At 65.8% G+C, this 21,802-nt stretch carries 23 protein-coding genes and 1 pseudogene; 10 read left to right on the forward strand and 14 right to left on the reverse strand.

Annotated elements, in window-relative coordinates; all coding sequences use genetic code 11:
* The first annotated feature begins 7 nt into the window (after nucleotides 1-7).
* Nucleotides 8-2,662 carry an excinuclease ABC subunit UvrA gene (locus A5699_RS01295; RefSeq protein ID WP_197508160.1) on the forward strand — a complete coding sequence of 885 codons (2,655 nt, stop codon included), beginning with the start codon at nucleotides 8-10 and terminating at the stop codon, nucleotides 2,660-2,662.
* A 55-nt stretch (nucleotides 2,663-2,717) separates the two neighbouring features.
* Here the strand turns inward: A5699_RS01295 and A5699_RS01300 are convergent, their stop codons facing one another.
* The 6 genes from A5699_RS01300 to A5699_RS01325 form a co-directional block, all read right to left on the reverse strand.
* Nucleotides 2,718-4,778, reverse strand: a complete 2,061-nt coding sequence (locus tag A5699_RS01300) for an MFS transporter (RefSeq protein ID WP_231965522.1) — start codon at nucleotides 4,776-4,778, stop codon at nucleotides 2,718-2,720.
* A gap of 154 nt (nucleotides 4,779-4,932) precedes the next feature.
* Complete coding sequence (locus A5699_RS01305; RefSeq protein ID WP_067764363.1) at nucleotides 4,933-5,859, reverse strand: alpha/beta fold hydrolase; 927 nt, start codon at nucleotides 5,857-5,859, stop codon at nucleotides 4,933-4,935.
* Between the two features lie 72 nt (nucleotides 5,860-5,931).
* A complete protein-coding gene (locus tag A5699_RS01310) occupies nucleotides 5,932-6,531 on the reverse strand; it encodes a LysE/ArgO family amino acid transporter (RefSeq protein WP_067764222.1) in 600 nt (199 codons plus the stop codon).
* A 185-nt stretch (nucleotides 6,532-6,716) separates the two neighbouring features.
* Nucleotides 6,717-7,574 carry an aldo/keto reductase gene (locus A5699_RS01315; protein ID WP_067764225.1) on the reverse strand — a complete coding sequence of 286 codons (858 nt, stop codon included), beginning with the start codon at nucleotides 7,572-7,574 and terminating at the stop codon, nucleotides 6,717-6,719.
* Entirely contained in the window at nucleotides 7,571-8,005 is a 435-nt protein-coding gene (locus A5699_RS01320; protein WP_067764228.1) for a cupin domain-containing protein, read from the reverse strand. Before A5699_RS01320 ends, A5699_RS01315 begins: the two co-directional genes overlap by 4 nt.
* 38 nt (nucleotides 8,006-8,043) lie before the next feature.
* Entirely contained in the window at nucleotides 8,044-8,970 is a 927-nt protein-coding gene (locus tag A5699_RS01325; RefSeq protein WP_067764231.1) for a helix-turn-helix transcriptional regulator, read from the reverse strand.
* Between the two features lie 205 nt (nucleotides 8,971-9,175).
* On the opposite strand from A5699_RS01325, the gene A5699_RS01330 reads away from it, so the two are divergent.
* On the forward strand, nucleotides 9,176-10,165 hold the full coding sequence (locus A5699_RS01330) for an aldo/keto reductase (protein WP_067764234.1): 990 nt from the start codon (nucleotides 9,176-9,178) through the stop codon (nucleotides 10,163-10,165).
* Nucleotides 10,166-10,173: 8 nt separating this feature from the next.
* On the opposite strand, the gene A5699_RS01335 is transcribed toward A5699_RS01330, so the two are convergent.
* Nucleotides 10,174-10,860, reverse strand: coding sequence for a type 1 glutamine amidotransferase domain-containing protein (locus tag A5699_RS01335; RefSeq protein ID WP_067764237.1), 687 nt, complete (start codon nucleotides 10,858-10,860; stop codon nucleotides 10,174-10,176).
* Between the two features lie 136 nt (nucleotides 10,861-10,996).
* Nucleotides 10,997-11,182, reverse strand: a pseudogene (locus A5699_RS01340) (alpha/beta hydrolase); the annotation flags it as partial.
* Between the two features lie 115 nt (nucleotides 11,183-11,297).
* Here A5699_RS01340 and A5699_RS01345 point away from each other — a divergent pair.
* From A5699_RS01345 to A5699_RS01360, 4 genes are all read left to right on the forward strand, one after another.
* Nucleotides 11,298-12,317, forward strand: coding sequence for an iron-containing redox enzyme family protein (locus A5699_RS01345; protein ID WP_067764241.1), 1,020 nt, complete (start codon nucleotides 11,298-11,300; stop codon nucleotides 12,315-12,317).
* A 222-nt stretch (nucleotides 12,318-12,539) separates the two neighbouring features.
* The gene (locus A5699_RS01350; RefSeq protein WP_082957518.1) at nucleotides 12,540-12,959 is read left to right on the forward strand and encodes an STAS domain-containing protein; all 420 of its coding nucleotides are present in this window, start codon (nucleotides 12,540-12,542) and stop codon (nucleotides 12,957-12,959) included.
* 80 nt (nucleotides 12,960-13,039) lie between these two features.
* Entirely contained in the window at nucleotides 13,040-13,723 is a 684-nt protein-coding gene (locus A5699_RS01355; protein ID WP_067764369.1) for a cutinase family protein, read from the forward strand.
* 196 nt (nucleotides 13,724-13,919) lie between these two features.
* Entirely contained in the window at nucleotides 13,920-14,171 is a 252-nt protein-coding gene (locus tag A5699_RS01360) for a hypothetical protein (protein ID WP_067764242.1), read from the forward strand.
* 22 nt (nucleotides 14,172-14,193) lie between these two features.
* Here the strand turns inward: A5699_RS01360 and A5699_RS29455 are convergent, their stop codons facing one another.
* On the reverse strand, nucleotides 14,194-14,340 hold the full coding sequence (locus A5699_RS29455; RefSeq protein WP_197508161.1) for a hypothetical protein: 147 nt from the start codon (nucleotides 14,338-14,340) through the stop codon (nucleotides 14,194-14,196).
* Between the two features lie 143 nt (nucleotides 14,341-14,483).
* Between A5699_RS29455 and A5699_RS01365 the strand changes: the two genes are divergently transcribed.
* Nucleotides 14,484-14,981, forward strand: a complete 498-nt coding sequence (locus A5699_RS01365; RefSeq protein WP_067764371.1) for a DUF4383 domain-containing protein — start codon at nucleotides 14,484-14,486, stop codon at nucleotides 14,979-14,981.
* Between the two features lie 41 nt (nucleotides 14,982-15,022).
* Here A5699_RS01365 and A5699_RS01370 read toward each other — a convergent pair whose 3' ends face one another.
* From A5699_RS01370 to A5699_RS01385, 4 genes are all read right to left on the reverse strand, one after another.
* A complete protein-coding gene (locus A5699_RS01370; protein WP_067764244.1) occupies nucleotides 15,023-16,456 on the reverse strand; it encodes a glyceraldehyde-3-phosphate dehydrogenase in 1,434 nt (477 codons plus the stop codon).
* 155 nt (nucleotides 16,457-16,611) lie between these two features.
* A complete protein-coding gene (locus tag A5699_RS01375) occupies nucleotides 16,612-16,995 on the reverse strand; it encodes a type II toxin-antitoxin system VapC family toxin (protein ID WP_067764247.1) in 384 nt (127 codons plus the stop codon).
* On the reverse strand, nucleotides 16,992-17,222 hold the full coding sequence (locus A5699_RS01380; RefSeq protein ID WP_067764250.1) for a type II toxin-antitoxin system Phd/YefM family antitoxin: 231 nt from the start codon (nucleotides 17,220-17,222) through the stop codon (nucleotides 16,992-16,994). The genes A5699_RS01375 and A5699_RS01380 overlap by 4 nt, the downstream gene beginning before the upstream one ends.
* 44 nt (nucleotides 17,223-17,266) lie before the next feature.
* Nucleotides 17,267-17,941, reverse strand: a complete 675-nt coding sequence (locus tag A5699_RS01385; RefSeq protein ID WP_067764374.1) for a thioredoxin domain-containing protein — start codon at nucleotides 17,939-17,941, stop codon at nucleotides 17,267-17,269.
* 183 nt (nucleotides 17,942-18,124) lie between these two features.
* On the opposite strand from A5699_RS01385, the gene A5699_RS01390 reads away from it, so the two are divergent.
* Entirely contained in the window at nucleotides 18,125-18,718 is a 594-nt protein-coding gene (locus A5699_RS01390) for a hypothetical protein (protein WP_157561028.1), read from the forward strand.
* Between the two features lie 21 nt (nucleotides 18,719-18,739).
* Here A5699_RS01390 and A5699_RS01395 read toward each other — a convergent pair whose 3' ends face one another.
* Nucleotides 18,740-19,345, reverse strand: a complete 606-nt coding sequence (locus A5699_RS01395; RefSeq protein WP_067764256.1) for a TetR/AcrR family transcriptional regulator — start codon at nucleotides 19,343-19,345, stop codon at nucleotides 18,740-18,742.
* 61 nt (nucleotides 19,346-19,406) lie between these two features.
* Between A5699_RS01395 and A5699_RS01400 the strand changes: the two genes are divergently transcribed.
* Together A5699_RS01400 and A5699_RS01405 are read left to right on the forward strand one after the other, a co-directional pair.
* Entirely contained in the window at nucleotides 19,407-20,519 is a 1,113-nt protein-coding gene (locus A5699_RS01400) for a DUF1214 domain-containing protein (RefSeq protein WP_067764259.1), read from the forward strand.
* On the forward strand, nucleotides 20,516-21,763 hold the full coding sequence (locus A5699_RS01405; protein ID WP_067764262.1) for a sulfotransferase: 1,248 nt from the start codon (nucleotides 20,516-20,518) through the stop codon (nucleotides 21,761-21,763). Before A5699_RS01400 ends, A5699_RS01405 begins: the two co-directional genes overlap by 4 nt.
* Nucleotides 21,764-21,802: the final 39 nt, after the last annotated feature.

Below are 21,802 nucleotides of genomic sequence, written 5' to 3' on the forward strand. Positions count from 1 at the left end.
TGTGGTGATGAGGCCATCTGAACCGCCGCGGGATGAGCGGCCGGTGGACATCCCGGCCGATGTCCAGGTGCGCGGTGCCCGGGAACACAACCTCAAGAACATCGACGTCGACGTTCCGCGGGATGCGCTGGTGGTGTTCACCGGTGTGTCGGGATCAGGCAAGTCGTCGCTGGCATTCGGAACGTTGTTCGCCGAGTCGCAGCGCCGGTACCTGGAGTCGGTGGCCCCGTACGCGCGCCGGCTGATCGACCAGGTGGGTGTTCCCGATGTCGACTCGATTGAGGGGATGCCGCCCGCGGTGGCGTTGCAGCAGTCGCGTGGCGTGGGCAGCGCACGGTCATCGGTCGGGAGTGTGACGACACTGTCGAGCCTGGTGCGGATGCTGTATTCGCGCGCCGGGAACTACCCGGCTGAGCAGCCCATGCTGTTCGCGGAGGATTTCTCACCCAACACCGTGCAAGGGGCGTGCCCGACGTGCCACGGCATCGGCCGGGTGTATGAGGTGCCCGAGGCGCTCATGGTGCCGGATCGATCGCTGACCATCCGGGACCGGGCCATCGCGTCGTGGCCGCCGGCGTGGTACGGGCAGAACCTGCGCGACATCCTGGTGTCGTTGGGTTACGACGTCGACAAGCCGTGGAAAGACCTTCCGAAGAAGGATCGCGACTGGATCTTGTACACCGAGGAACATCCGACGGTGCCGGTGTACGCCGGGTTCACTCCGGCGCAGACCCGTCGCGCTGTGAAACAGGGTTTGGAGCCCAGTTACCAAGGCACGTTCACCGGCGCGCGCCGATACGTCCTGGACACGTTCGCCAACACCAAGAGCGCCTCGGTGAAGAAGCGGGTGTCCCAGTTCGTCAGCAGCGCAGTCTGTCCCACATGTGACGGCAAGTTGCTCAAGCCCGAGGCGCTGTCGGTCACCTTCGAGGGATTCGACATCGCCGCCCTGTCCGGACTCTCGCTGACTGCGCTCGCACAGGTTCTGGAGCCCGTGGCCGGCGACAGCTGGGCGCCGACCGAGGTGGGTTCCAGCGACGTTCTCGACGAGTCAGCACGCCGCGCGGCGGTCCGAGACCGGGTATCTGCCGGTGGCTCGGCGCACAAGGCGGCTCCTGACATCCGACACACCCCCAACATGTCTGTCGAGAAGCGGGCCGCCGCAGCGCGTTTGGCGGACGAACTGCTCGAGCGGCTGAAGCCGATCATGGATCTGGGCCTGGGGTACCTTTCCTTGGACCGCAGCACCCCCACGTTGTCTTCGGGAGAGTTGCAGCGGCTGCGGCTGGCGACGCAGCTGTCGTCGCAGCTGTTCGGGGTGGTGTACGTGCTCGATGAGCCGTCGGCCGGCCTGCACCCTCGCGATCGGGACGCGTTACTGGGCGTTCTGGATGGTTTGAAGCGACGTGGTAACAGTGTCTTCGTCGTCGAGCACTCGCTCGACATCATCGGCGCGGCCGATTGGTTGGTCGACATCGGCCCCGGAGCCGGTGATAGCGGCGGGGAGATTCTCTACAGCGGTCCGCCGAAGGGTCTCACCGAGGTGGCCGAATCAGTCACGCGCCGTTATCTGTTCGGCCTGGTGCCGCCGGTGGCCCGCACGCCCCGCGAGCCCGCCGACTGGCTGCGGTTGGAACACGTGAGCCGCAACAACCTTCACGACGTGTCGGTGGCATTCCCGCTGAAATGTCTGACCGCGGTCACCGGAGTCTCTGGCTCGGGGAAATCGAGTCTGGTCAGTCAGGCGCTGCCGACGTTGGTCGGTGAGCACCTGGGCGCACCGGTGAGCGGATCGACTGACGAGGTGTCGGACGATGACCTCCTGCTGGTCGGGGGCGCGGCACCGGTGGACGGCCGGATCGTCGGCGGCATCGGGGGATTGCGTCGTGTGGTGTGCATCGACCAGAAACCCATCGGCCGCACGCCCCGTTCGAACGTTGCCACCTACACCGGCATGTTCGATCACATCCGTCGCCGTTTCGCCGCGACACCGGAAGCGCGACGCCGGGGCTACAAGGCCGGACGGTTCTCGTTCAACGTCGCGTCGGGCCGATGCCCGACCTGCGAGGGGGAGGGGTGGGTGATGGTGGAGCTGCTGTTCTTGCCCAGCGTCTATGCCCCGTGCCCGGACTGCCACGGAACCCGCTACAAGGCAAGCACATTGGAGATCACGTGGCGGGATCGCAACATCGCCGAGATTCTGGAGATGAGTGTGGAGCAGGCGTCGGAGTTCTTCGACGGCGATACCGACGTACTGCGCTCGTTGACGGTGTTGCGCGACGTCGGGCTGGGCTACCTGCGGTTGGGGCAGCCGGCGACCGAACTGTCCGGCGGCGAGGCCCAGCGCGTCAAGCTGGCCACCGAGCTACAGCGGGCGCACCGCGGCGACGCGCTCTATCTGCTCGACGAACCGTCGGCGGGATTGCACCCCGCCGACACCGACCGTCTGCTGCGGCATCTGCAGAAGCTGGTCGACGGGGGTAACACGGTCGTCGTCGTCGAACTTGACATGCGCGTCGTCGCCCAATCCGACCACGTCATCGACCTCGGTCCCGGTGCCGGCGGAGACGGCGGCCGCATCGTGGCCACCGGCACGCCGGCCATGGCGTCGACCCACCCTGACAGCGTGTCCGCCCCCTACCTCGCCGCCGCGCTCCACTAGCGCGGACCACGAATCCTCGTCCTCCCGTTGGCTATAGCGCCACGTGCGGATCTACTTATCGAGGCGGAGTGCTCCACCGCGCTCGTGACGTTTGCGGTGCGACCGGTTGTGGTCGCCGGTGTGCCCGAGATGATCGTGGCGTGTGCAGCGGTGCGGTGGGGGCGTTCGGCGACGGCGGTGGGGTCGGCGCCGGCGGTCCGGCCGCCGGGATGGTTACCGCCATGTTCTGCCGTTGCACTTCGTCGTCGATGCCGTCGGACAGCCGGCCGAGGTAGCCGATGAGTGCGGCCACGTCGCCGTCATCCCAACGCGACAGGATGGATTCCAGCCGGGAGATGTTCAGCGCTCGTTGGCGCTCAAAGGTGTTGCGGCCGTGCGACGTAAGCAGGAAACGTGGCGGCGCGGCTTGATCGGTGGTGGGAGAGCGGCCGACCATGCCGTCGCGAATCAAGGTGGACAACCGCTCGTCGACGGTCTCGGCCGGGCTGTCGACCGCGCGTGCGAGTTCTTGCAGGGTGAGGGGGTCGCCGCCGCCGAGATAGGAGGCGATGACGTAGTCGCCGCGGTCGAGTCGGTATGGCGTCGAGGGAATCTGCAACGCCACGGCGGCCTGGCGGCCGAGCGCGGTCAGCACGTTCTCGAGTCGTTGGGCCCGGCGTCGCACCGGGACGGGCACAACGACCTGTTCCACGTCCGCCAATGCCGGCGTCGGGACTGAGGTCGGGATCGTCACCGCCAGCAGGGCTCCCACCACGGCTGCGCCTCCGGCAATCAGCATGGCGGTCTGGAAGGCCGCCAGCGTCGGAAACGTGTGGCCGGCGTAGACGATGGTCATCTGGGCCAGCACCGCGCCGGTGACCGCGCTGGACGTCGAGGTGCCCAGCGAGCGGGCAAGTGAGTTGATTCCGTTGGCCGCAGCGGTTTCTGACACCGGCACGGCCGAGTTGATCAGGGTGGGCAGCGCGGCGAACGCGAAACCGACGCCGACGCTGCACACCACACCGAATGTCAGAACACCCGCGGGCGAACCGAGGAGCTGGGTCCCGCCCAGGTATCCCACCGCGATGACGATGGCGCCCAGGACCAGGGTGAACCGCGGGCCGCGGCCGGCGATCACCTTGGCCGCGACCGGGGACGCGGCCATCATCGCGAGGCCTCCCGGGGCCATCCACAGGCCGGCCATCACCATGGATTGACCCAAGCCGTACCCGGTTGCCGCCGGCATCTGCAGAATTTGGGGACCGATCAGGCTGGTGCCGAACATCCCGAATCCGATCGCCACCGAGGAGATGTTGGTCAGCAGGACTGGGCGTTTGAGCGTGGTGCGCATGTCGACGAGCGGTGTCGGCGCGCGGTACTGCCACCAGCCGAACACCACGAATGCCACGATCGATCCGATCAGCAAGCCGAGCGTGAGGGGGCTGCCCCAGCCCCACGACGCGCCTTTGGAGATGGGGAGCAGTAACAACAGCAGTGCGGTGGCCAGTCCGACCGCCCCCAGCGCGTCGAATCGGCCCGTGGACGTCGAGGGCACGATGTCGGGGACCATTGTCGCGAACAGGATTCCCGAGAGCAGGCCCAGACCCGCTGCGAACCAGAACAATACGTGCCAGCTGGAATGTTCGGCGATCACTGCGGACAGCGGCAGGCCCAATGCGCCACCCACCCCTAGTGAGGCGCTGACCATGCCCATCGCGCCGCCGACGCGGTCGGCGGGCAGGGCAGCGCGCAGCACGCTGATGCCCAGCGGGATGACCGGAGCGCCGAAGCCCTGCAGTGCACGTCCGACCACCAGCGGCGCCAGGGAGCTGGTGAGCGCGGCGATCACTGAGCCGGCGGTGAGGAGCACTGCGCAGGCGACGAGAATCCGCTTGGGGCCGAACATATCTCCGAGCCGGCCGAACATCGGCGTCGCCACGGCGCCGGTGAGAAGTGTCGCGGTGACCGCCCAGGATGCATTGGCCGGGCTCGTGTTCAGTATCTCGGGCAGTTGCGGAACCAGTGGCACCACGAGTGTCTGCATCAGCGAGACGCTGACGCCAGCGGCCGCGAGCACTGCGACCAAGGCGCCTCCGCCTTTCGGGGTGGCCGGACGTTCGACCAACTGCTGGGACACCGCAGCGACCTCCTTCGATACCAGTACGCGTGCTCACGCGACCTCGGCCTGCGCCGAAGAGGGTCGAAACCTTACCGCATAGGTAGGCTAACTAACAAAACGGTGGGTCAAATCCTCGTCGCGCGAACATTCGGCGTGATCGGGCCTTGGCGTGTTAGGTGATCGACCAGAATTCCAGCAGCGTGCGGATCGTGGCCACCAGCGGCAGCGGCTGGTCCAGCATCGGATGGTGCCCGGCTTCGGCGAGTTCGACGAAGGGGCCGCGGAGTTGGAGGATCGAACGGATCTGGTCGGCCATCCGGGGCGGCACGACACCGTTTTCACAACGCAAATAGCCGATCCGGCAAGGGATTCGGGCGAACGCGTTTTCCAGAAGTTCCTCGTCGTCCGGCGTTTCGTCCATCAGAAGGCCGCCGAAGATGTCGGGATCGAACTTCCAGACCCATCCGTCATCGACCTTGCGGATGGATTCCACGGCGATGTGGTGACCGATAAAAGGCAGTGTCACGTCCTGTTTCGGTACCGCCCGGAACCGGGCAAGAATCTCGTCCTCCGTCGGATAACCGGCGGCGTCGCGGCGGCGCTTGCGCAACCGGACTTCCTCGGGGGCGCGATCGCGCAGCGGTGAGTCGATAACCAGGATGCTGTCGATCCGGGCACCGTAATGGGTGGCGGCCGAGGCGCCCACCCAGCCGCCCATGCTGTGGCCGACGATGGTGGGCCGGGCCGAGGAGCCCGAGGCCCTGGATGCTTCCGCTGCGGCCAGCACTTCTTTCGCCCAGATCGACAGGGCGTATTCGGTGCGCTTGCCGCTGTCCCCGTGCCCGCTGAGGTCCGGCGCGACGACGCGGTGCGTGGAGGTGAAGAACGGCGCGATGTGATCCCACCATCCGGAGTGGGCGCCACCGCCGTGGACGAACACCAGGGGCGGCTTGTCCGGGTCGCCCCAGGCGCGCACGTGGATCGGGCAGCCGTCGACGTCGATCGTCGAGTGCTGCGGCGTCTCCTCCAGCGCAGTGGTGAACCACGCGGGAGCGTCCGCCAACGGGTGCGCGGCCGTCGGTTGTCCACGCCGGAACATGCGATTCACCTGGTCAGTCTGTCGCATCGGCACCCGGGCGCCACGACCTGGGTTGGTGAATCGTCACGCCCGTCAGGAGAGCACGAGGCCCAGCCCCAGCGCGATCATCGTCACCGCGATCGCGCCGTCGAGGAGGCGCCAGGTCATCGGCGTGGCGAAAAGCCCCGCCAACCGCCGTGCCCCCAGGCCCAGGCCGGTGAACCACACCGCGCTGGCCAGTACCGCGCCGGCACCGAAGAGCCACCGCTGCTCGTGGTGTTCGTTGGCCAGGGAACCGAGGAGCACCACGGTGTCGAGGTAGACGTGCGGGTTGAGCCAGGTCAGCGCCAGGCAGGTGACCAGCACCTCGGCCAGCCGGGCTGGGGTGCGCTCCGAGGGGGTGAGGGTCGACGGCCGGAAGGCGCGCCGCGCGGCCAGCACGCCATAGCCGATGAGAAATGCCGCGCCACCGACCTTCACCATCGTGACGGCATCGGGGTGCGCGGTGATCACCGCACCGACACCGGCGATGCCGGCCGCGATCAGGATCAGATCCGAGACAGTGCACAACGCGATCACCGCGACGATGTGCTCGCCACGAATGCCCTGACGCAACACGAACGCGTTCTGTGCGCCGATCGCGGCGATCAACGCCATGGTGGTGAGGAATCCGACGAGGACAGGTGAAGCCATGTGCTCGACGCTATGGGTATGCGCTAGTCAAGTACAGCTAATGAATTTTAGCCTGCATTAGACGCGCTAATGCCGGGTCGGCCGGAACGTTCGTACTGGGAAGCGGCCATTCATTCGTCGGCGTGACCAGCCCTCACCGAGCTGCCGCCGAAAGCCGGATCCCCTGATGTCGTTGGTGCAGGGCGTTATTTGCCGCTGTAGACAGGGAAGACGCTGGCGTCGCCGTAGTCCCGTTCGTCCAGGTTGCGTAAGACGTCCATATCGTCGTCGGAGATGACGAAATCGAGTTGCGCGTTGGAGCGCATGTGCTCTGGATTGGCGGTTTTCGGCAGTGACACGGTTCCGAGCTGCAGCGTGTAGCGGATGCACAGCTGCGGTACCGACACTCGGTATTTCTCCGCGATCGCGGCGACGTCCTGGTTCTTCAGGATCTCGCCGTGCGCGATCGGCGAGTAGGCCTCCACGAGGATGTCCTTGCTCCCGCAGTAGGCGATGAGGTCGCCCGGGGTATTGCCCGCGTGCACGAGAATCTGGTTCACGTGCGGTGCGACCGTGCATGCGCCGAGAATGTTGTCGAGGTCAGTCTCCTCGAAGTTCGATACACCGATCGACCTCAGCTTGCCGGCCTTGTAGGCATTCTCGAGCGCTCGCCACGCCTCACGATTGCCCTCGGCGTAGTCTCCGCCGCGGAAGTCGTTCCAGGGCTGCGGGCTGTGGATGAGCATCAGGTCGATGTACTCGAGTCCGAGCTTGTCCAGTGATCCCTCGATCGCAGCCACCGCGTCGTCGTAGTCCTTGATCTCGGCGGCCAGCTTGGTCGAGACGAACAGCTCGTCGCGATCCACGCCGGAGGTGCGTACGCCCTCACCGACGCCGCGCTCGTTGCCGTAGGCCTGGGCGGTGTCGATGTTGCGGTAACCGATCTCTACGGCCGCTCGCACCGCGTCGGCCACCAAGGCGTCGTCGATCAGCCAAGTCCCCAGTCCCAACTTGGGGATCTCGACGCCGTTAGAGAGGGTGTAGGTCTCGGTCAGGATGCTCATGCGTTTTCTCCGTCCTTCGGAAGCCGGCCGTACACCTCGTCGGTGACGGGTTCGAGCCATTCATTGCTGACGTTTTCGCCGGGGGTGATGAAGGCGATGTGGGAGAACCACGAGTCGGCCTTCGCGCCGTGCCAGTGCTTCGTGCCGGCCGGGACGCGGATCACGGTGCCCGGCATCATGCTGACGGCCTCCTGACCCTCAGCCTGGTACCAGCCGCTGCCCGCCGTGCACAACAGAATCTGGTCACCACCGCCGGCGGCGCCGTGATGGATGTGCCAGTTGTTGCGGCAGCCCGGCTCGAAGGACACATTGCTTACCGGGACGCTCCCGGAGGCGAGCGGGGCCAGGTAGCTCTGCCCGGTGAAGTACTGCGCGTAGGCGTCGTTGGGCTCCCCGAGTGGGAAGATCTGGTCGAAATCCGTGTCTGCCATGGAATTCCCTACTCTCGTTCACGCCGTGTCACTGGTCGTCATTCTGGTTGTCGCCTCGACGGTGCCGAGCGCCTCAGCGGTTGGGGGGGAGCGGTTTCCGTCATGAGGTTCTGGCTGGCGGCCCAGGATGCGAGCAGTTTGAGGCCGTCGGCGCTCGGGGTGCCTGCGGCCGCGGTGTAGATGTTCAGGGCCAGACCAGGTTCCGATGGAAGTTCCATGGCTTCGAAGTCGAGGTCGAGTTGACCTACGACGGGGTGGCGCAACCGTTTACGGCCGGACCGGTGGAACCGCACGTCCTGGGAGGCCCAGCGTTGCCGGAAAAGCTCGCTGCGGGTTGACAGTTCGCCGATCAATGCCACGAGTTCTTCATCGTGGGGGTTGCGTCCGGCTTCTAGCCGTAGCATCGCGGCGGCGTCACGGACCACCTTGTCGTAGTCGACGAAGAACTCCCGGGCGGCTTCGGCGTTGAGGTAGACGAAGCGTGTGGTGTTGGCTGGTCGTCGTGGGTCGGCGAGGACGGGGGAATACAGCGCGCGGGCGAGTTGGTTCATGGCAAGGATGTCGTGGCGGCCGTTGCGGATCCAGGCGGGTGCGTCGGTGATGGCGTCGAGCACCTGCTGAAGCACCGGGCGCACCGTTGCCGGAGTTTTGCGCCGCCGACGGGTGCTGTGGGTTCCGGATTCGCGGGCCAAGGCGAAGAGGTGGTCACGCTCGGCTTCGTCGAGGTGTAGAGCCGAGGCCAGCGCATCGAGCACGGTTTCGGAGGCACCGGCGAGGCTGCCTCGCTCCATGCGCACGTAGTAGTCCACCGACACCCCGGCCAGCAGTGCCACCTCTTCGCGGCGCAGTCCCTTGACTCGTCGGTTCCCGCCGTAGGCGGGTAACCCGGCCTGATCCGGGCTGATCCGTGCCCGCCGTGAGCTCAAGAACTCGCGGATCTCGCTGCGCAAGTCCATCGTGGTCATGTCTCCACGGTAGGGCGCTCCGCACCGAGGTGGGAGGTACTGGCAGTCCCCCGAACAGCTGGGACTCCCTTACACGCGAATACCGGCGTTGACTGGACCCCATCCGAGCCACATAGCTGGACACCGGGGTTCGTGGCGAACCGGCACCTGAGGCATCACCAGCGAGAAATACGGAATCGAAATCCCGGCGAACTGAGGAGGATTCATGCACACACGCACACTCGGGCAGGGACTGGAAGTCTCGGCCATTGGTCTCGGCGCCATGGGAATGTCGCAGGGCTATGGCCCCAACCCTGGCGACCGCGACGACATGATCGGTGTGCTCCGCTACGCCGTCGAGCAAGCGGGCGTCACGTTCATCGACACCGCCGAGGTCTACGGGCCCTACGTCAACGAGGAACTCGTCGGCGAGGCCCTGGCGCCGCTTCGTGACCAGGTGACCATCGCCACCAAGTTCGGTTGGAACATCGTGGACGGCAAAATGGCCGGCACCGATTCGCGACCCGACCAGATCAAGAGGGTCGCCGACGCCTCGCTGCGCCGGCTGCGGACCGACGTCATCGACCTCTTCTACCAACACCGTGTGGATCCCGGGGTACCGATCGAAGACGTCGCGGGCACCGTGGCCGAGCTGGTGGCCGCCGGCAAGGTACGTCACTTCGGGCTGTCAGAGGCGGGTGCGTCGACGATCCGCCGCGCCCACGCCGTGCACCCCGTCACGGCGGTACAGAGCGAGTACTCGTTGTGGACCCGCGACCCGGAACCGGAGGTGCTGCCGACCTGCGCTGAACTGGGCATCGGGTTCGTGCCGTTCAGCCCGCTCGGCAAGGGCTTTCTGACCGGCACCGTTGCGGCTTCGACTGAGTTCGCCGCCGGCGACATCCGCGCCACGATCCCGCGGTTCAACACCGAGAACATCACGGCCAATGAAGCTTTGGTGGCGCACGTGCGACGCCTGGCCGAAACCAGAGGTGCCACCCCGGGACAGATCGCGTTGGCCTGGTTGCTCGCTCAGCAGCCGTGGATCGTGCCGATCCCTGGAACCCGCCACCGCAATCGCATCGACGAGAACTCGGGCTCCACCCAGATTGCACTGTCCGCAGACGACATCGCCGACCTCAACGCACTTGCCGCGCGCGTCGGCGTGCGGGGCAACCGTTACAACGACGCCGGCATGGCGATGGTCGGACTGTGATCGGCAGACTAGCCCAGAAGCGAAGCGACCTTCTTCGCTGTCTCCTTGGCTGATCCCGGATTTTGTCCCGTGACGAGATTTCCGTCGACTACAGCGTAGAAAGTGAAAGGAATCAGACCTTTTTCGTAGAGCGCGCCGCGCTCTTTGGCCCTTTTCTCGGCGTTGTAGGGGACGAGCTTGTCGACGCGGGCGAGTACTTCTTCTTGCCAAGCGAACCCGGTCATCTTCTTGCCGGCGATGAGATACGAGCCGTCGGAGAGCTTGGTGTTGAGGAGTCCGCAGTAGCCGTGGCATACCGACGAAACGATGCCGCCGCGTTCGTAGATCTCGCGTGTGATCCGTTGCAAGCCCTCGCTGTCGGGGAAGTCGTACATGACGGCGTGGCCACCGGTGAAGTAGATGGCGTCGTACTCGGTTGAGTCGATCTCGTTGGGGCTCAGCGTGTTTTCCAGCAGCGCCATCTTGGCCGGGTCGGCGCGCCAGGCTTTGGCGGTCTTGTCGTAATTGGGAAACTTCAGTGCTCTGGGCTCCAGCGGCACTTTGCCGCCGGCGGGGCTGACGAGAGTTTGTTCGAAGCCATGCTCGTCGAAAACGTGCCAGGCGTGGGTGAGTTCGGACAGCCAGAGTCCGGTCGGGTGGCTTGGGTCGTCATAGTGGGGGACGTTGGTGACAACGTTCAGGATGCGCTTGGTCATTTCCAGCCTTGTCTTGCGTGTTGTCGTTGGATTTTCCGATTCGAGGCGCCGTGCTCGTCAATTCGCAAGGGTGGCGCATGCCCGTGCCATTCATCGGTGGTCAACTCGGAGTCGACATGGCCGCTGGAGGCCTCTGTTAGTGCAGCGCCTTGTGCAGCGCATCGATGGCCAGGCTACGAGCGACGTTGGCGGCCTTGGTATTACGCAGGCTGTCCAGAAGCAGGAAGTCATGGACCATCCCGGCCACCCGCACGGAGGTGACGTCGACCCCGGCCTCTCGGAGCTTGTTGGCGTATTGCTCGCCCTCGTCCCGCAGCACGTCCTCAACGGTTAAGGCTCAGGCGCCGACGTCTGATAGACCCCCTCTGGCCGGCGTGCCGTCGCGCAGCGGCCATGGCGGGGATTGATACGCCGCTGAACTGGGTATCTGTGCCGTCGTGACATCTGCGCCGATTCTCGTGGAACCCACCCTCCCTGATCCTCGTGGTCCGTTGTCAGCTGCCGTCATCAGGTTGTTGAGCGAGCGGGTGCCCTGTAATCATCTGTCCCGCGTCGAGGCGTCGCTGGCTGATTCCGACCCGTTCGGTCTCGACCTGCACCTGGCCCTCTATGTCTGCTACGAGCTGCACTACCGCGGTTTCGTCGGGGTAGACGCCGGTTGGGAGTGGGACGCCGGCCTGCTGCACTTGCGGGGGAAGTTGGAGCGGGAGTTTCTGACGGAAGTGCGAGGCGCCGTCGGTGAGATCGACCCCGACGATACGGCGGTGGCCGAGATGGAGAAGATCTCGATCGAGCCGGTCGACGGTGAAGGTCTGTCATATCACCTGCGGGACAAGGGAACCTGGGAACAGATGTGCGAATACTTCGTGCACCGCTCGCTGTATCACCTCAAGGAAGGCGATCCGCACGCCTGGGCCATCCCGCGGCTGACGGGTCAGGCCAAAGCATCCTTCGTCGCGGTGGAATTCGATGAGTTCGGCGGCGGCCGGGGGCCGCGGCTGCATCAGCAGTTGTTCGCCGACCTGATGGACGCCGCTGGGCTGGACTCGACCTACCTCGGCTATATCGACGACGTGCCGGCCGAATCGCTGGCCGCAGTGAACCTGATGTCGTTGTTCGGTTTACATCGCAATCTGCGCGGCGCGGCGGTCGGACACTTCGCCTCCACCGAGATCACCTCCTCGCCAGGTTCGCGACGGCTGGTGGAGGCTCTGCAGCGCCTTGGTGCTCCGCAGGAGTGCGTTGCGTTCTACGCCGAACATGTGGAAGCCGACGCCGTCCACGAACAGGTGGTGCGCACCGACGTGGTGGGTGATCTGGTGGCCCGCGAACCTCACCTCGACGCAGATGTGGTTTTCGGGATTCGAGCCCACGCCCTCGTCGAGGACCGGCTGGCCGATCACATGATGGGACGGTGGTCCGAAGGCGAGCCCTCGCTACGCCGGCCGTTGAGCTGAAGCGTCTGCACCGGCACCGGCGGCTGGTGTCACGTGCTGTTCATATTGCGCACTCGGCGCGCTCACCATTTCTTTTCCTCATCAGAGATGCGGTTGCCCAGGCCTTCGGGTCGGAGTACTTTTTGTCTGCAAGGTTGAGATCACAGCCACCACGAAAGTCGGGACGTGGCTGCCGGTTCCCTGCAGCCCAGCAGCGCGAGTCATCGTCTGAGGGGGTCGCCGATGTCGTTTCCGATCACAGCTGAGCGGCGACGGGCCGAGGAAGCCGTCAAGAACGCTGGTGCGCGGCGCGAGCACGGCCACGTCTATTTCACGAAGCAGTGGGGCCGGACTGGGGCGCTGATCAGGGTCATCGGTGACATCGACGCCGCCAATGCCGATCAGCTCGTCGATCAGTTCCACCAGGCGGCATGGTGTGAATGGCTGGTTCTGGATCTGACCACGGTGGAATTCATGGGCACGGCCGGACTGGCGGCTCTGCGCGCGATCAACGCTCGTTGCGCCGAGGGGAATGTGCAGTGGGCGCTGGTGGCCGGTCGCGCGGTATCGCAATTGTTGGCCGTCTGTGGCCACGATCAAACGTTTCCGACCAGCGAGTCGCTCACCGCGGCGTTGGCGTCGGTACACAAGCTCCCCAAGTAGCCGATGACACCGAACTAGCAGAGGAACCCAACGTGATTGAACGGCTGATTGGTCTGGTCGGTACCGCCGTGATCGCAGGGATGGGGGTAGTGTTCGCCAACTCGGCGCCGCTCGCCTCGGCGCAGCCCTGCCCTGACGTGGAGGTGGTGTTCGCCCGCGGTACCGGTGAACCTCCGGGCGTCGGGCCAACCGGGCAGGCATTTGTCGATTCCTTACGACATCGGGTGGGCGACAAGTCTTTTGGCGTGTACCCGGTCAACTACCCGGCCACTGACCAGTGGACCACAGGTGTCGACGGCATCCGCGATGCCGGCGCGCATATCACCAAGATGGCCGCCGACTGTCCCGACACCAAGATGGTGCTTGGTGGATATTCCCAAGGTGCGGCGGTGATGGGCTTCGTCACCTCGGCCGCTGTCCCCGACGGCGTCGATCCGGCGACGGTACCCAAACCGTTGGCGCCCGAGGTCGCCGACAAAGTTGCCGCCGTCGTGCTCTACGGGACGCCGAACATCCGGGCGATGAACTTCTTGGGCGAACCGCCGGTCGTCATCGGCCAGCAGTACGTGGACAAGACTCTCAAGGTCTGTGCCCCCGAGGATTTCGTGTGCTCCGACGGTCTGAATTTCGCGGCGCACACCACCAGCGGCTACGACAGCCTGGTCAATCAGGGCGTCGACTTCGCGGCCGGCCGCCTCGGGTTGGAGTCTCCGGCCGGACCGGCCGCCCCCGGCCGGTGGGACGCGCCGCCGGCCAACCCGTAGCCGCACAGCGGCGACCCGCTGTCGTTGTCGCGGTGGCACCCCGCGACAAGTGTCGTCGTGCAACGCCTGGGCGACCGTCCCGCCTGACAGGGCTTGCGGGATTCTCGCCGCTGATCGGCGACACCGACGAATAGGACCCGCAGCGAACGGGCATAGCTATGGGCTGGCGAACAACGGACGAGGATGAGGACGACTGATGACGATCTCGGCTGATGACGTACGACGGTTACTGGCCTCGGATGTGGCTGACCCGGTTCTGGTGTTGATTCAGGGGCACACCGACGTGGTGCCGGCCGGGCGACTCGATACAGATGATTACCGCGGCGCGCTGCGGGTGATTTCCAAGTCGGACCTCATCGGTCAGACCGATGGAGCGCAACTGTCCGAACAACAGATGGCCGAGGAGGCCGCCAAGCTGGATTCGGAGATATCGAATCTTGGTGCGTAGCCGTATTTTTCGTCGCCGACGCTCATTCCGACCCGGTTTCGGCAGGATCGTCGGCACCCTCGGCCTGATCCGGCTGCGGCCGTAGCCGCTGCGGCTGCAGCATTTCGGGGTCGGCGTCCGGATCGTAGTCAGGGTCCTCGCCGCTGCGTTCGAAATCCTTCTTGTCCATCTGGCCTCCCAGCCCCGCGGCATACCCGCACGCCGGGGCGTCAAACCTGATGCGCAACTCTAGGCCCTGGCGTGTGGGGCAGCGATGCCTCGGGTACTCGGTGCACGAGCCGCCCCGGCTCAACCGTTGAAAGGGTGTGCATCATGGCGAAACCGATCCCGCGATCAGAGGGGCACGCCGGTCACGCGACCCCGTTGCAGGTGACCGCAACCGCGGTGGCAATCCTGTTCTTCATCGTCGGCATCCTGGGCTTCATCCCGGGCATCACCACCAACTACGGCGAGCTGACCTGGGCCGGGCACCATTCCGGCGCGATGTTGTTGGGCGTGTTCGCCGTCTCGGTACTGCACAACCTCGTGCATCTGGCGTTCGGCGCTGTCGGTCTGGTGATGGCCCGGCGCGCGGCCGCGGCGCGGGCCTATCTGGTCGGCGGTGGTCTCGTCTACGCCGTGCTCTGGCTGTACGGCCTGGTGATCGACCGGGGAAGCTCCGCCAACTTCATCCCGGTCAACAACGCCGACAACTGGCTGCATTTTGGCCTCGCCGTGCTGATGATCGGGCTCGGTGTGGTGTTCGGGCGTGAGGCGTCGGCGCAGTGGACGAACGGCGCCGGAACCGGCGCCCCGGGAACGATCGAGTGATCTCGTAGAGGCGCCGACCGGCCGTGCGTCGCGGATCAGTTTCAGATGTGCGGATACGTCGGGTACTCGATTCCCGACAGGTACTGAACCGTCCGTACCACCTGGGATGAATAGCCGAATTCGTTGTCGTACCAGACGTAGAGGATCACGTTGTCCTCGTCGACGATCGTCGCGTTGGCGTCGATGATGCTCGCCGCGCGGGATCCGATGAAGTCGCTCGACACGGCGTCGGTCGCCGCGGTGTAGTCGAGGTTGCGGCTCAACGGGCCCGACAGGGACGCCTGGCGCAGGTACTCCAGGGTTTCTTCCTTGGTGGTCGGTTTGTGCAGCTGCATGTTGAGGATCGCCACCGATACGTCGGGGGTGGGTACGCGAATCGAGCTCCCACTGATCTTGGCCTCCAGCTCCGGCATCGCTTTGGCGACCGCGGAGGCGGCACCGGTTTCGGTGAGCACCAGGTTGAACGGCGCGGACCGGCCGCGACGGTCAGCCTTGTGGTAGTTGTCCAGCAAGTTCTGGTCGTTGGTGAACGAGTGGACGGTCTCCACGTGGCAACGCTCGATGCCGAACTTGTCGTCCATCGCCTTGAGCGGCGGAACGATCGCGTTGGTGGTGCAGGAGGCGCAGGAGTAGATCTGCTCGGTGAGATCGAGCGTGCGGTGGTTGACCCCGTGCACGATGTTGGGCACGTCGCCCTTGCCCGGTGCGGTCAGCAGAACCTTGGCGATGCCGGGGCGCAGGTGCTTGGCCAGGCCGTCACGGTCGCGCCATTTGCCGGTGTTGTCGATCAGGATCGCGTTGTTGATGCCGTACTGGGTGTAGTCGACGGTCGACGGGTCGTCGCTGTGGATGAACTTGATGACGTTGCCGTTGGCGATCAGGCAGTTGTTCGCGGTGTCGACCTTGATCGACCCGTTGAACTGGCCATGCACCGAGTCGCGACGCAGCAATGACGCCCGCTTGGCCAGATCGCCTTCCCCGTTGCTGCGGATCACGACCGCGCGCAGGTTCAGGCCGTTGCCCGATCCGGCTTTCTCGATGAGCAGCCGCGCGACGAGGCGGCCGATGCGGCCGAACCCGTAGAGCACCACATCCCGCGGCCCCTGCGGTTCGGTCTTGTTCTCACCGGTCACCTCATCGAGGATCTGCGCGGTGAACTCCGGGATCGACAGCTGCCGGTCACTGGCGTGGTAGGCCATGACCAGCAGGCCCAGGTCGATCTTCGACGGACCGAGGTCGAGGTCGGCCAACGCCTGCAGGAACGGGAAGGTCTCTTCGACCGACAGCTCCTCACCGCCGACCTGCCGGGCGAAACGGTGGGTCCGCAGGATCGAAATCACGGACTTGTTCACCAGCGATCGGCTGTGCAGCAGGACGGTCACGCCCTTTGCCCGATGCAATGTGCCGATGATCGGGATCATCGCCTCCGCGAGTGCTTCCTGGGCGTTCCAATGGGCGAGTTCTGGCGAGTTCAAGTCAAGCGTCCTGTGGGTCGTGTGGGCTGGCCCTGTAATGGGTGGCGCTTAGATGGTAATGACTGCGGAAACTGCCGAAGCGCCACGGTCGGCCGGTGAGACCGGCAGTGGCCCAGGTCACAGTGCAAATCGGCCGTAGCGGCGGCCGGCCGGCCTCACATTCGGGCGTCGATCACGTCGGGTGAGGCCGCCAAGAGCTTCGCATCGGCGCTGAGCAAGGTGAGCCGTTCCACGACGGCCTGGGCGACCAGGATCGCGTCGAACGGATCTTTGTGAGGGAGTGCGGTGAACTCTGAGGCGAGGGTGTGGCGACGCGTGACGGGCAGGTCGCGCAGGCCTGATCGGTCTATCGCCTGGTCGAGATCGTCGGGCAGCGTGAGCTTGCCGACCGCTGACTTGATGGAGAGCTCCCACGTGCTGGCCGCCGAGACAAACACCGCAGCGCTGTCTGTGATGCGCTCACGCGCGGCGACGCCCAAGCGCGGATTGTCTTCGAGAAGCCACAGCAGGACGTGGGTGTCCAGCAACAGGCCACTCATTCGATGCCGAACAAGGTGTTGAGGTCCCTGTCGGTGTCATCGAAGTGTTCGGTGTCGTACGCGAACCGTCCGGCCAGGCCGCCGAAGATGATGTCGACTCGGGTGTGGGGGACGAGGTCCGCCACAGGTTTGCCGGCGCGGGCGATCGTGATCTTTTCGCCGTTTTCGACGCGCGTGAGCAGTTGCGACAGATGCGTCTTCGCGTCGTGGATGTTGACCGTCGACATGCGCGAAGTCTACTCGACTTAGTCTAGTCGGACTAGGCCCGTGATCAGGTGGGAAGCCGGTCCAGCCAGTCGGAGTTGCCGTCGACCGACTTGCCGTCGATGACCACCAACGGAACTCCGGACTCGGGGAAGCTGCGCAGCAGCGGGAGATTGTTCGCCGCGATGGTGCGGGCGTCGTAGGGAATCGGAAGCCCGAGTTTGATCATGTTCTGCGCGGACGGCGGTGCGCCGACGTGGTCGGCCAGGCCGGCGAGCTGATCGTTGCTCAGATCGGACTCGCCCGTCTCCTTCGGTTGTTGTTCGGCGGAGAAGATCTGCTCGATGAAGCGCCACGTGACCTCACTTGACCGTGAGTGGTCGGCGACGACGTAGGTGGCGTAGATCGCGCGGGTGTCGTAAGTGCCACTCGCCGAGTACTTTTCGAGAAAATTCACGAACCGCAGATTGATGTGGAGTTGGCCGGCCTCGATGCGTCGGCCGATCTCGGCGCCCTGGTCGCGGACCATCTTTCCGCTGTAGGGGCACAGCGGATCCAGATAGAGCTCGATCTGGCCGGGTGCGGCCGGATCGCCGAGGGACAAGACGTCGCCGGCCGGTGACGCTTCGGCCGCAGAAGCGCGTCCGGTGCCACTCCAAATCAGTACCGCGAGCAGCACTGCGAGCGCCACCGCCACCGCCGTCCGGTTCGCAAGGCCGGCTTCCTTCGGGTTCGCGTTCATGTGCCCCATCATCTCTGAGTGCCAGGCCACCCCGAGACAACGGACTTGGGCCCCGTCCGGTGGCGCGTCGCGACCGCACGCAGGAATGTGAGGTTGGTCCCCTCTTGACGTCGGGCGTTGCCTCGTAATGACACTCGGTGTCAAAATCGTTCACGTGGACGTTACATCGGTGCTGCTGTGCGCATGAGTGCGTCGACGTCAATGCGCCGGCCGTGGATTTTGCGCGCGCTCGGGCGCGGAGCCCTCGTCCGACGACACGACCGCATCGAAGCCGTGGTGACGTTGCTCAGCGTCATCGCATTGATCGTCGCGGTGCCGGCCGCGGTGCTCGTCAGCCGGGCCGCATACGCCGACAACGTGGCGCGAAACCTGGAGTACGCCAAATCGGTTCACTCGGTAGAGGCCACCGTCACCGAGGTCGCCGTCAATGCCCCCGCCCGGCTTCCGCACGCTCCCCGACGCGTCGGTGTGCGCTGGACTTCGGCATTCCAAGAGCAGACGGGTTTCGTCTCCACTGCTGAACCGGTGCAGGTGGGTGCCCGGATCACGGTATGGCTCGATAACACCGGCGCAGTGACCAGGGCGCCCAGAAGCGATGCGGAACTGCAGGGCTCCGCCCTCAGTGCGGGTCTGGCCCTGTGGACGGGCACCGCGCTGGTGGGCCTGGCCACGGTCGCAGTGCTGCGCGTTGCGCTGAATCGACGACGTGACGCCGCATGGGACGAGCAGTGGTATCAGTTCTGCACCAGCGACGGGCGAGCCAACCGCGATCATTGACTTTGGTGGCGCTCCGGCCGGTCATCGCTCAACGGCGGACGCCAACGGTGACGACAACAGCATGCCGGTCACATGGTCGACGAACGCCTCCAGGTCGGCGCCCAGGTTGCCTTCGGTCCACTCGATGAACAGCGAGATGATCGCGCCGAAGACGGTGGCGTACTGCATCTTCACCCGCGGCGACGCCGCCCTGCCGGTGGGTGCGGCGATGCCCTCCAACGTCATGGTGCCCACGGTGTCGCGCACGTACCGGCGCAGGCGTTCGTCGGCGATCGGTTCCACCAACAGGATTCGGCAGAGCCGCGGATCGTCTTTGACGAGTTGTGCTGCGGCGGCCACCCCGGCCCGGGTGCGCGCGGTCAGATCACTTGCCGGGTCGCTTGCGGCGTCGACCACGTCGCGGACATGCTCGAAGGCGCTGCGGTACACCGCCCGGAGTAAATCGTCGGTGTCGGTGAAGCTTTCGTAGAAGAACTTCTGGCTGAGTCCGGCCTCGCGGCACACGGCCCGCATGGTCATGGCGGCCACGCCGTGGTTGCCGACCAGATCAGCGCCTGCCTGCAGAAGGCGGGCGCGGCGATCAGATGACCGGGCTTCGGCGGCCTGCCCACGGTAGGGCCTTGACATGCGCTGACTGTAGCGGGCAGCATCCAATTTGGGAAGCGGGCGCTTCCGGATTGGGGGCCGCGTGACCGCCTCGGGTGACGGTGTCGCTGAAGAACCTCGCGCCGAAGTCACGGCGTGGAATGCCTTTGTCGACGGATTGCGCACGGCTGGAACGCAACTCGCGATCGATACGGCCGATTTGCCGGAGAACGAGCGGGCCGACGGTTTCCGCGCGCTGCTCCGCGCGGTGTCGAACCAGCTGGGGCGCTTCGAAGTGGATCGTGACAAACCGGAGTTCGTCGCCTTCAACGGTTGGCGGCAGAAATTTCTGATGGACAACCCCGACTTCCGGTACTGGGTCGCCGACATTCGACCGGGTGGTCGCTACCGCATCCGCGGCCACCGTGGTGACGCCTCGTACGTGTCGATCACCGTCTACGTCGGCGCCGGCGGCGGCGAGCCGCGAGTCGAATCCCGGATCGACAGTGACGCAATAACGTTCGATGACGACGGCGGCTATCAGGTGACGGTCGGCGGTGACCGCCCCATGGTCGGTGACTGGTTGGAGTTGTCAGACCACGCGTCGGTGATCTGGGTGCGGCACTTCCACGACGATATCGGGACCGAGCAGATCGGGTCGTGTGCCATCGAGCCGGTGGAATCACCGCCGATCCCGGCGCCGATCGACCCGGTGCGCTTCGGGAAGGATCTGGCCCGGGCGTCGAAGGTGATCACGCACCTGCCGCTCATCTGGAAAACCGCGGCCGCCGCCGACCACGCGTCGCCGAATCTGTTGCGGCAGTGGACCGAGATGGCCGGTGGCGCGGTGTTCACCGAACCGGCCATCCACTACCTGCGCGGTGGCTGGCAGTTGGATCCGGACGAAGCCTTGATAATCGAGGGGGAAGCCCCGCCCTGTCGATACTGGAACATCTTGGCCTACAGCAGGTTTCTCAACTCGCTCGACTATCGCCATCGTCGCGTCTCCTACACCGCAGCCACCGCGACCCGCCACGGCGGGCGCTATCGATTCGTGCTTGCGGCCACCGAACCCGGCGCGGAAGCCGGTGACTGGATCGACACCGAGGAACGGACTTTCGGGATCGTCGTGATGCGATTCCTGCAACCAGAACAGCCGCCGGAGTTACCGACAACGCGCGTGGTGCGGCTGGCCGACCTCTCGGAGCCCACATGACCTGGACCGCGCCCGCCCGGACACCGGAGGGACTGAAGGCGTATGCGGCCGCCGAGCAGGACCGCGCCGCCCGACCAGACCGCTACCGGCTCGGGCCGGACGCCGTCGACATCGTGCTCGACCGCGTGACCCGCGGCGCCGGGGCGCGTGTGCTCGGTGACCCCGACGAGTGGCGCCCCGGCCTGCTGCAGTACCTGACCTCGGCCGAACAGGACGGCCGGCTCAACGCCCTCGGTGCCGCGACCGCGCAGCGCACGGCGGCCGGCCGACTCGCCGCCCGGGCCGCGATCACGCGGCATCTCGACGAAAACCCCGAGACCGAGAACCGACCGCTGCTGCCGCCGATCATCATCACGGGCGGCTGGCGCACCGGCACCACATTCCTGTTCCGACTGCTCGACCGCGATCCCCGCTTGCGTGCGCCGCTGCCCGCCGAGTTGGGCGCCCCGTGGCGCCTGCCCGGCGACCTCGAACCCGAGGAACGCACCCGTCGCCTCGATGCCGCTGCCGCCGGGCCATACCTCCTGCACGTGCTCAACCCGGCAATGGCAGCCGTGCACGACTCCGGACCGAACCTGCCCGAGGAATGCGTGCTCGGTATGGGCACCACCCTGCGGAATTGGGGGTTCACCGCCACCACGCGCCTGGACAGCTACGCGTCCTGGCTGGCCACGCAGAGCTTCGCCACCGAATATGCCCAGCACCGGCGGATGCTGCAGATCCTCGACGCCGGTGACGGCCGGCGGTGGATCCTCAAGGCCCCGGCTCACACCGCCGAGTTGCGTCACGTGGCCGCGACTTACCCCGGCGCCTGCATCGTGCACTTGCACCGCGACATCGTCGAGACGGTCGCCTCCGGCGCCAGCCTGTTCGCGACCTACCGCCGCACCTACAGCGACGACGTCGACCCGCTCGATGTGGGCCGGTTCCAGACCGGGCAGACCGAACTGTGGCTGCGCCGCGCCCTCGACGCCCGCATTGGCGCACGCGATGTGACCTGGCTCGACATCCAGTACACCGATCTGGTCGCTGACCCCGAGGCGGTGGTGCGCGGCATCTACGCCGCCAGCGACATCGACCCGCCGGACATCGCCGGAATGCTGGCCGAACATCACCGCAGCCAACCGCGCGACGGCAAGGGCAAGCATTGCTATCGGCCAGAAGAGTTCGGCATCGACCCCGGACAGTTACGTGAGCGGATGAGTTTCTACACCCGGGCGTTGGCCGATTCCGAGAACCGGTGACTGGCATTCGACGCGTCGCGCCATTACTTTCCCTGAGGT

This window comes from Mycobacterium sp. E802, assembly GCF_001666875.1.
GTDB lineage: Bacteria > Actinomycetota > Actinomycetes > Mycobacteriales > Mycobacteriaceae > Mycobacterium.

Coding starts and splice junctions, on each gene's coding strand:
- A5699_RS01380 (WP_067764250.1), bottom strand. CDS start 17,222: ATGTCGACGGTCAACATCCACGACGCGAAGACGCATCTGTCGCAACTG.
- A5699_RS01335 (WP_067764237.1), bottom strand. CDS start 10,860: ATGACCAAGCGCATCCTGAACGTTGTCACCAACGTCCCCCACTATGAC.
- A5699_RS01375 (WP_067764247.1), bottom strand. CDS start 16,995: ATGAGTGGCCTGTTGCTGGACACCCACGTCCTGCTGTGGCTTCTCGAA.
- A5699_RS01360 (WP_067764242.1), top strand. CDS start 13,920: ATGACGATCTCGGCTGATGACGTACGACGGTTACTGGCCTCGGATGTG.
- A5699_RS01330 (WP_067764234.1), top strand. CDS start 9,176: ATGCACACACGCACACTCGGGCAGGGACTGGAAGTCTCGGCCATTGGT.
- A5699_RS01405 (WP_067764262.1), top strand. CDS start 20,516: ATGACCTGGACCGCGCCCGCCCGGACACCGGAGGGACTGAAGGCGTAT.
- A5699_RS01355 (WP_067764369.1), top strand. CDS start 13,040: ATGGGGGTAGTGTTCGCCAACTCGGCGCCGCTCGCCTCGGCGCAGCCC.
- A5699_RS01320 (WP_067764228.1), bottom strand. CDS start 8,005: ATGGCAGACACGGATTTCGACCAGATCTTCCCACTCGGGGAGCCCAAC.
- A5699_RS01305 (WP_067764363.1), bottom strand. CDS start 5,859: ATGTTCCGGCGTGGACAACCGACGGCCGCGCACCCGTTGGCGGACGCT.
- A5699_RS29455 (WP_197508161.1), bottom strand. CDS start 14,340: ATGGACAAGAAGGATTTCGAACGCAGCGGCGAGGACCCTGACTACGAT.
- A5699_RS01325 (WP_067764231.1), bottom strand. CDS start 8,970: ATGACCACGATGGACTTGCGCAGCGAGATCCGCGAGTTCTTGAGCTCA.
- A5699_RS01385 (WP_067764374.1), bottom strand. CDS start 17,941: ATGAACGCGAACCCGAAGGAAGCCGGCCTTGCGAACCGGACGGCGGTG.
- A5699_RS01395 (WP_067764256.1), bottom strand. CDS start 19,345: ATGTCAAGGCCCTACCGTGGGCAGGCCGCCGAAGCCCGGTCATCTGAT.
- A5699_RS01350 (WP_082957518.1), top strand. CDS start 12,540: ATGTCGTTTCCGATCACAGCTGAGCGGCGACGGGCCGAGGAAGCCGTC.
- A5699_RS01390 (WP_157561028.1), top strand. CDS start 18,125: ATGAGTGCGTCGACGTCAATGCGCCGGCCGTGGATTTTGCGCGCGCTC.
- A5699_RS01365 (WP_067764371.1), top strand. CDS start 14,484: ATGGCGAAACCGATCCCGCGATCAGAGGGGCACGCCGGTCACGCGACC.
- A5699_RS01295 (WP_197508160.1), top strand. CDS start 8: ATGAGGCCATCTGAACCGCCGCGGGATGAGCGGCCGGTGGACATCCCG.
- A5699_RS01315 (WP_067764225.1), bottom strand. CDS start 7,574: ATGAGCATCCTGACCGAGACCTACACCCTCTCTAACGGCGTCGAGATC.
- A5699_RS01310 (WP_067764222.1), bottom strand. CDS start 6,531: ATGGCTTCACCTGTCCTCGTCGGATTCCTCACCACCATGGCGTTGATC.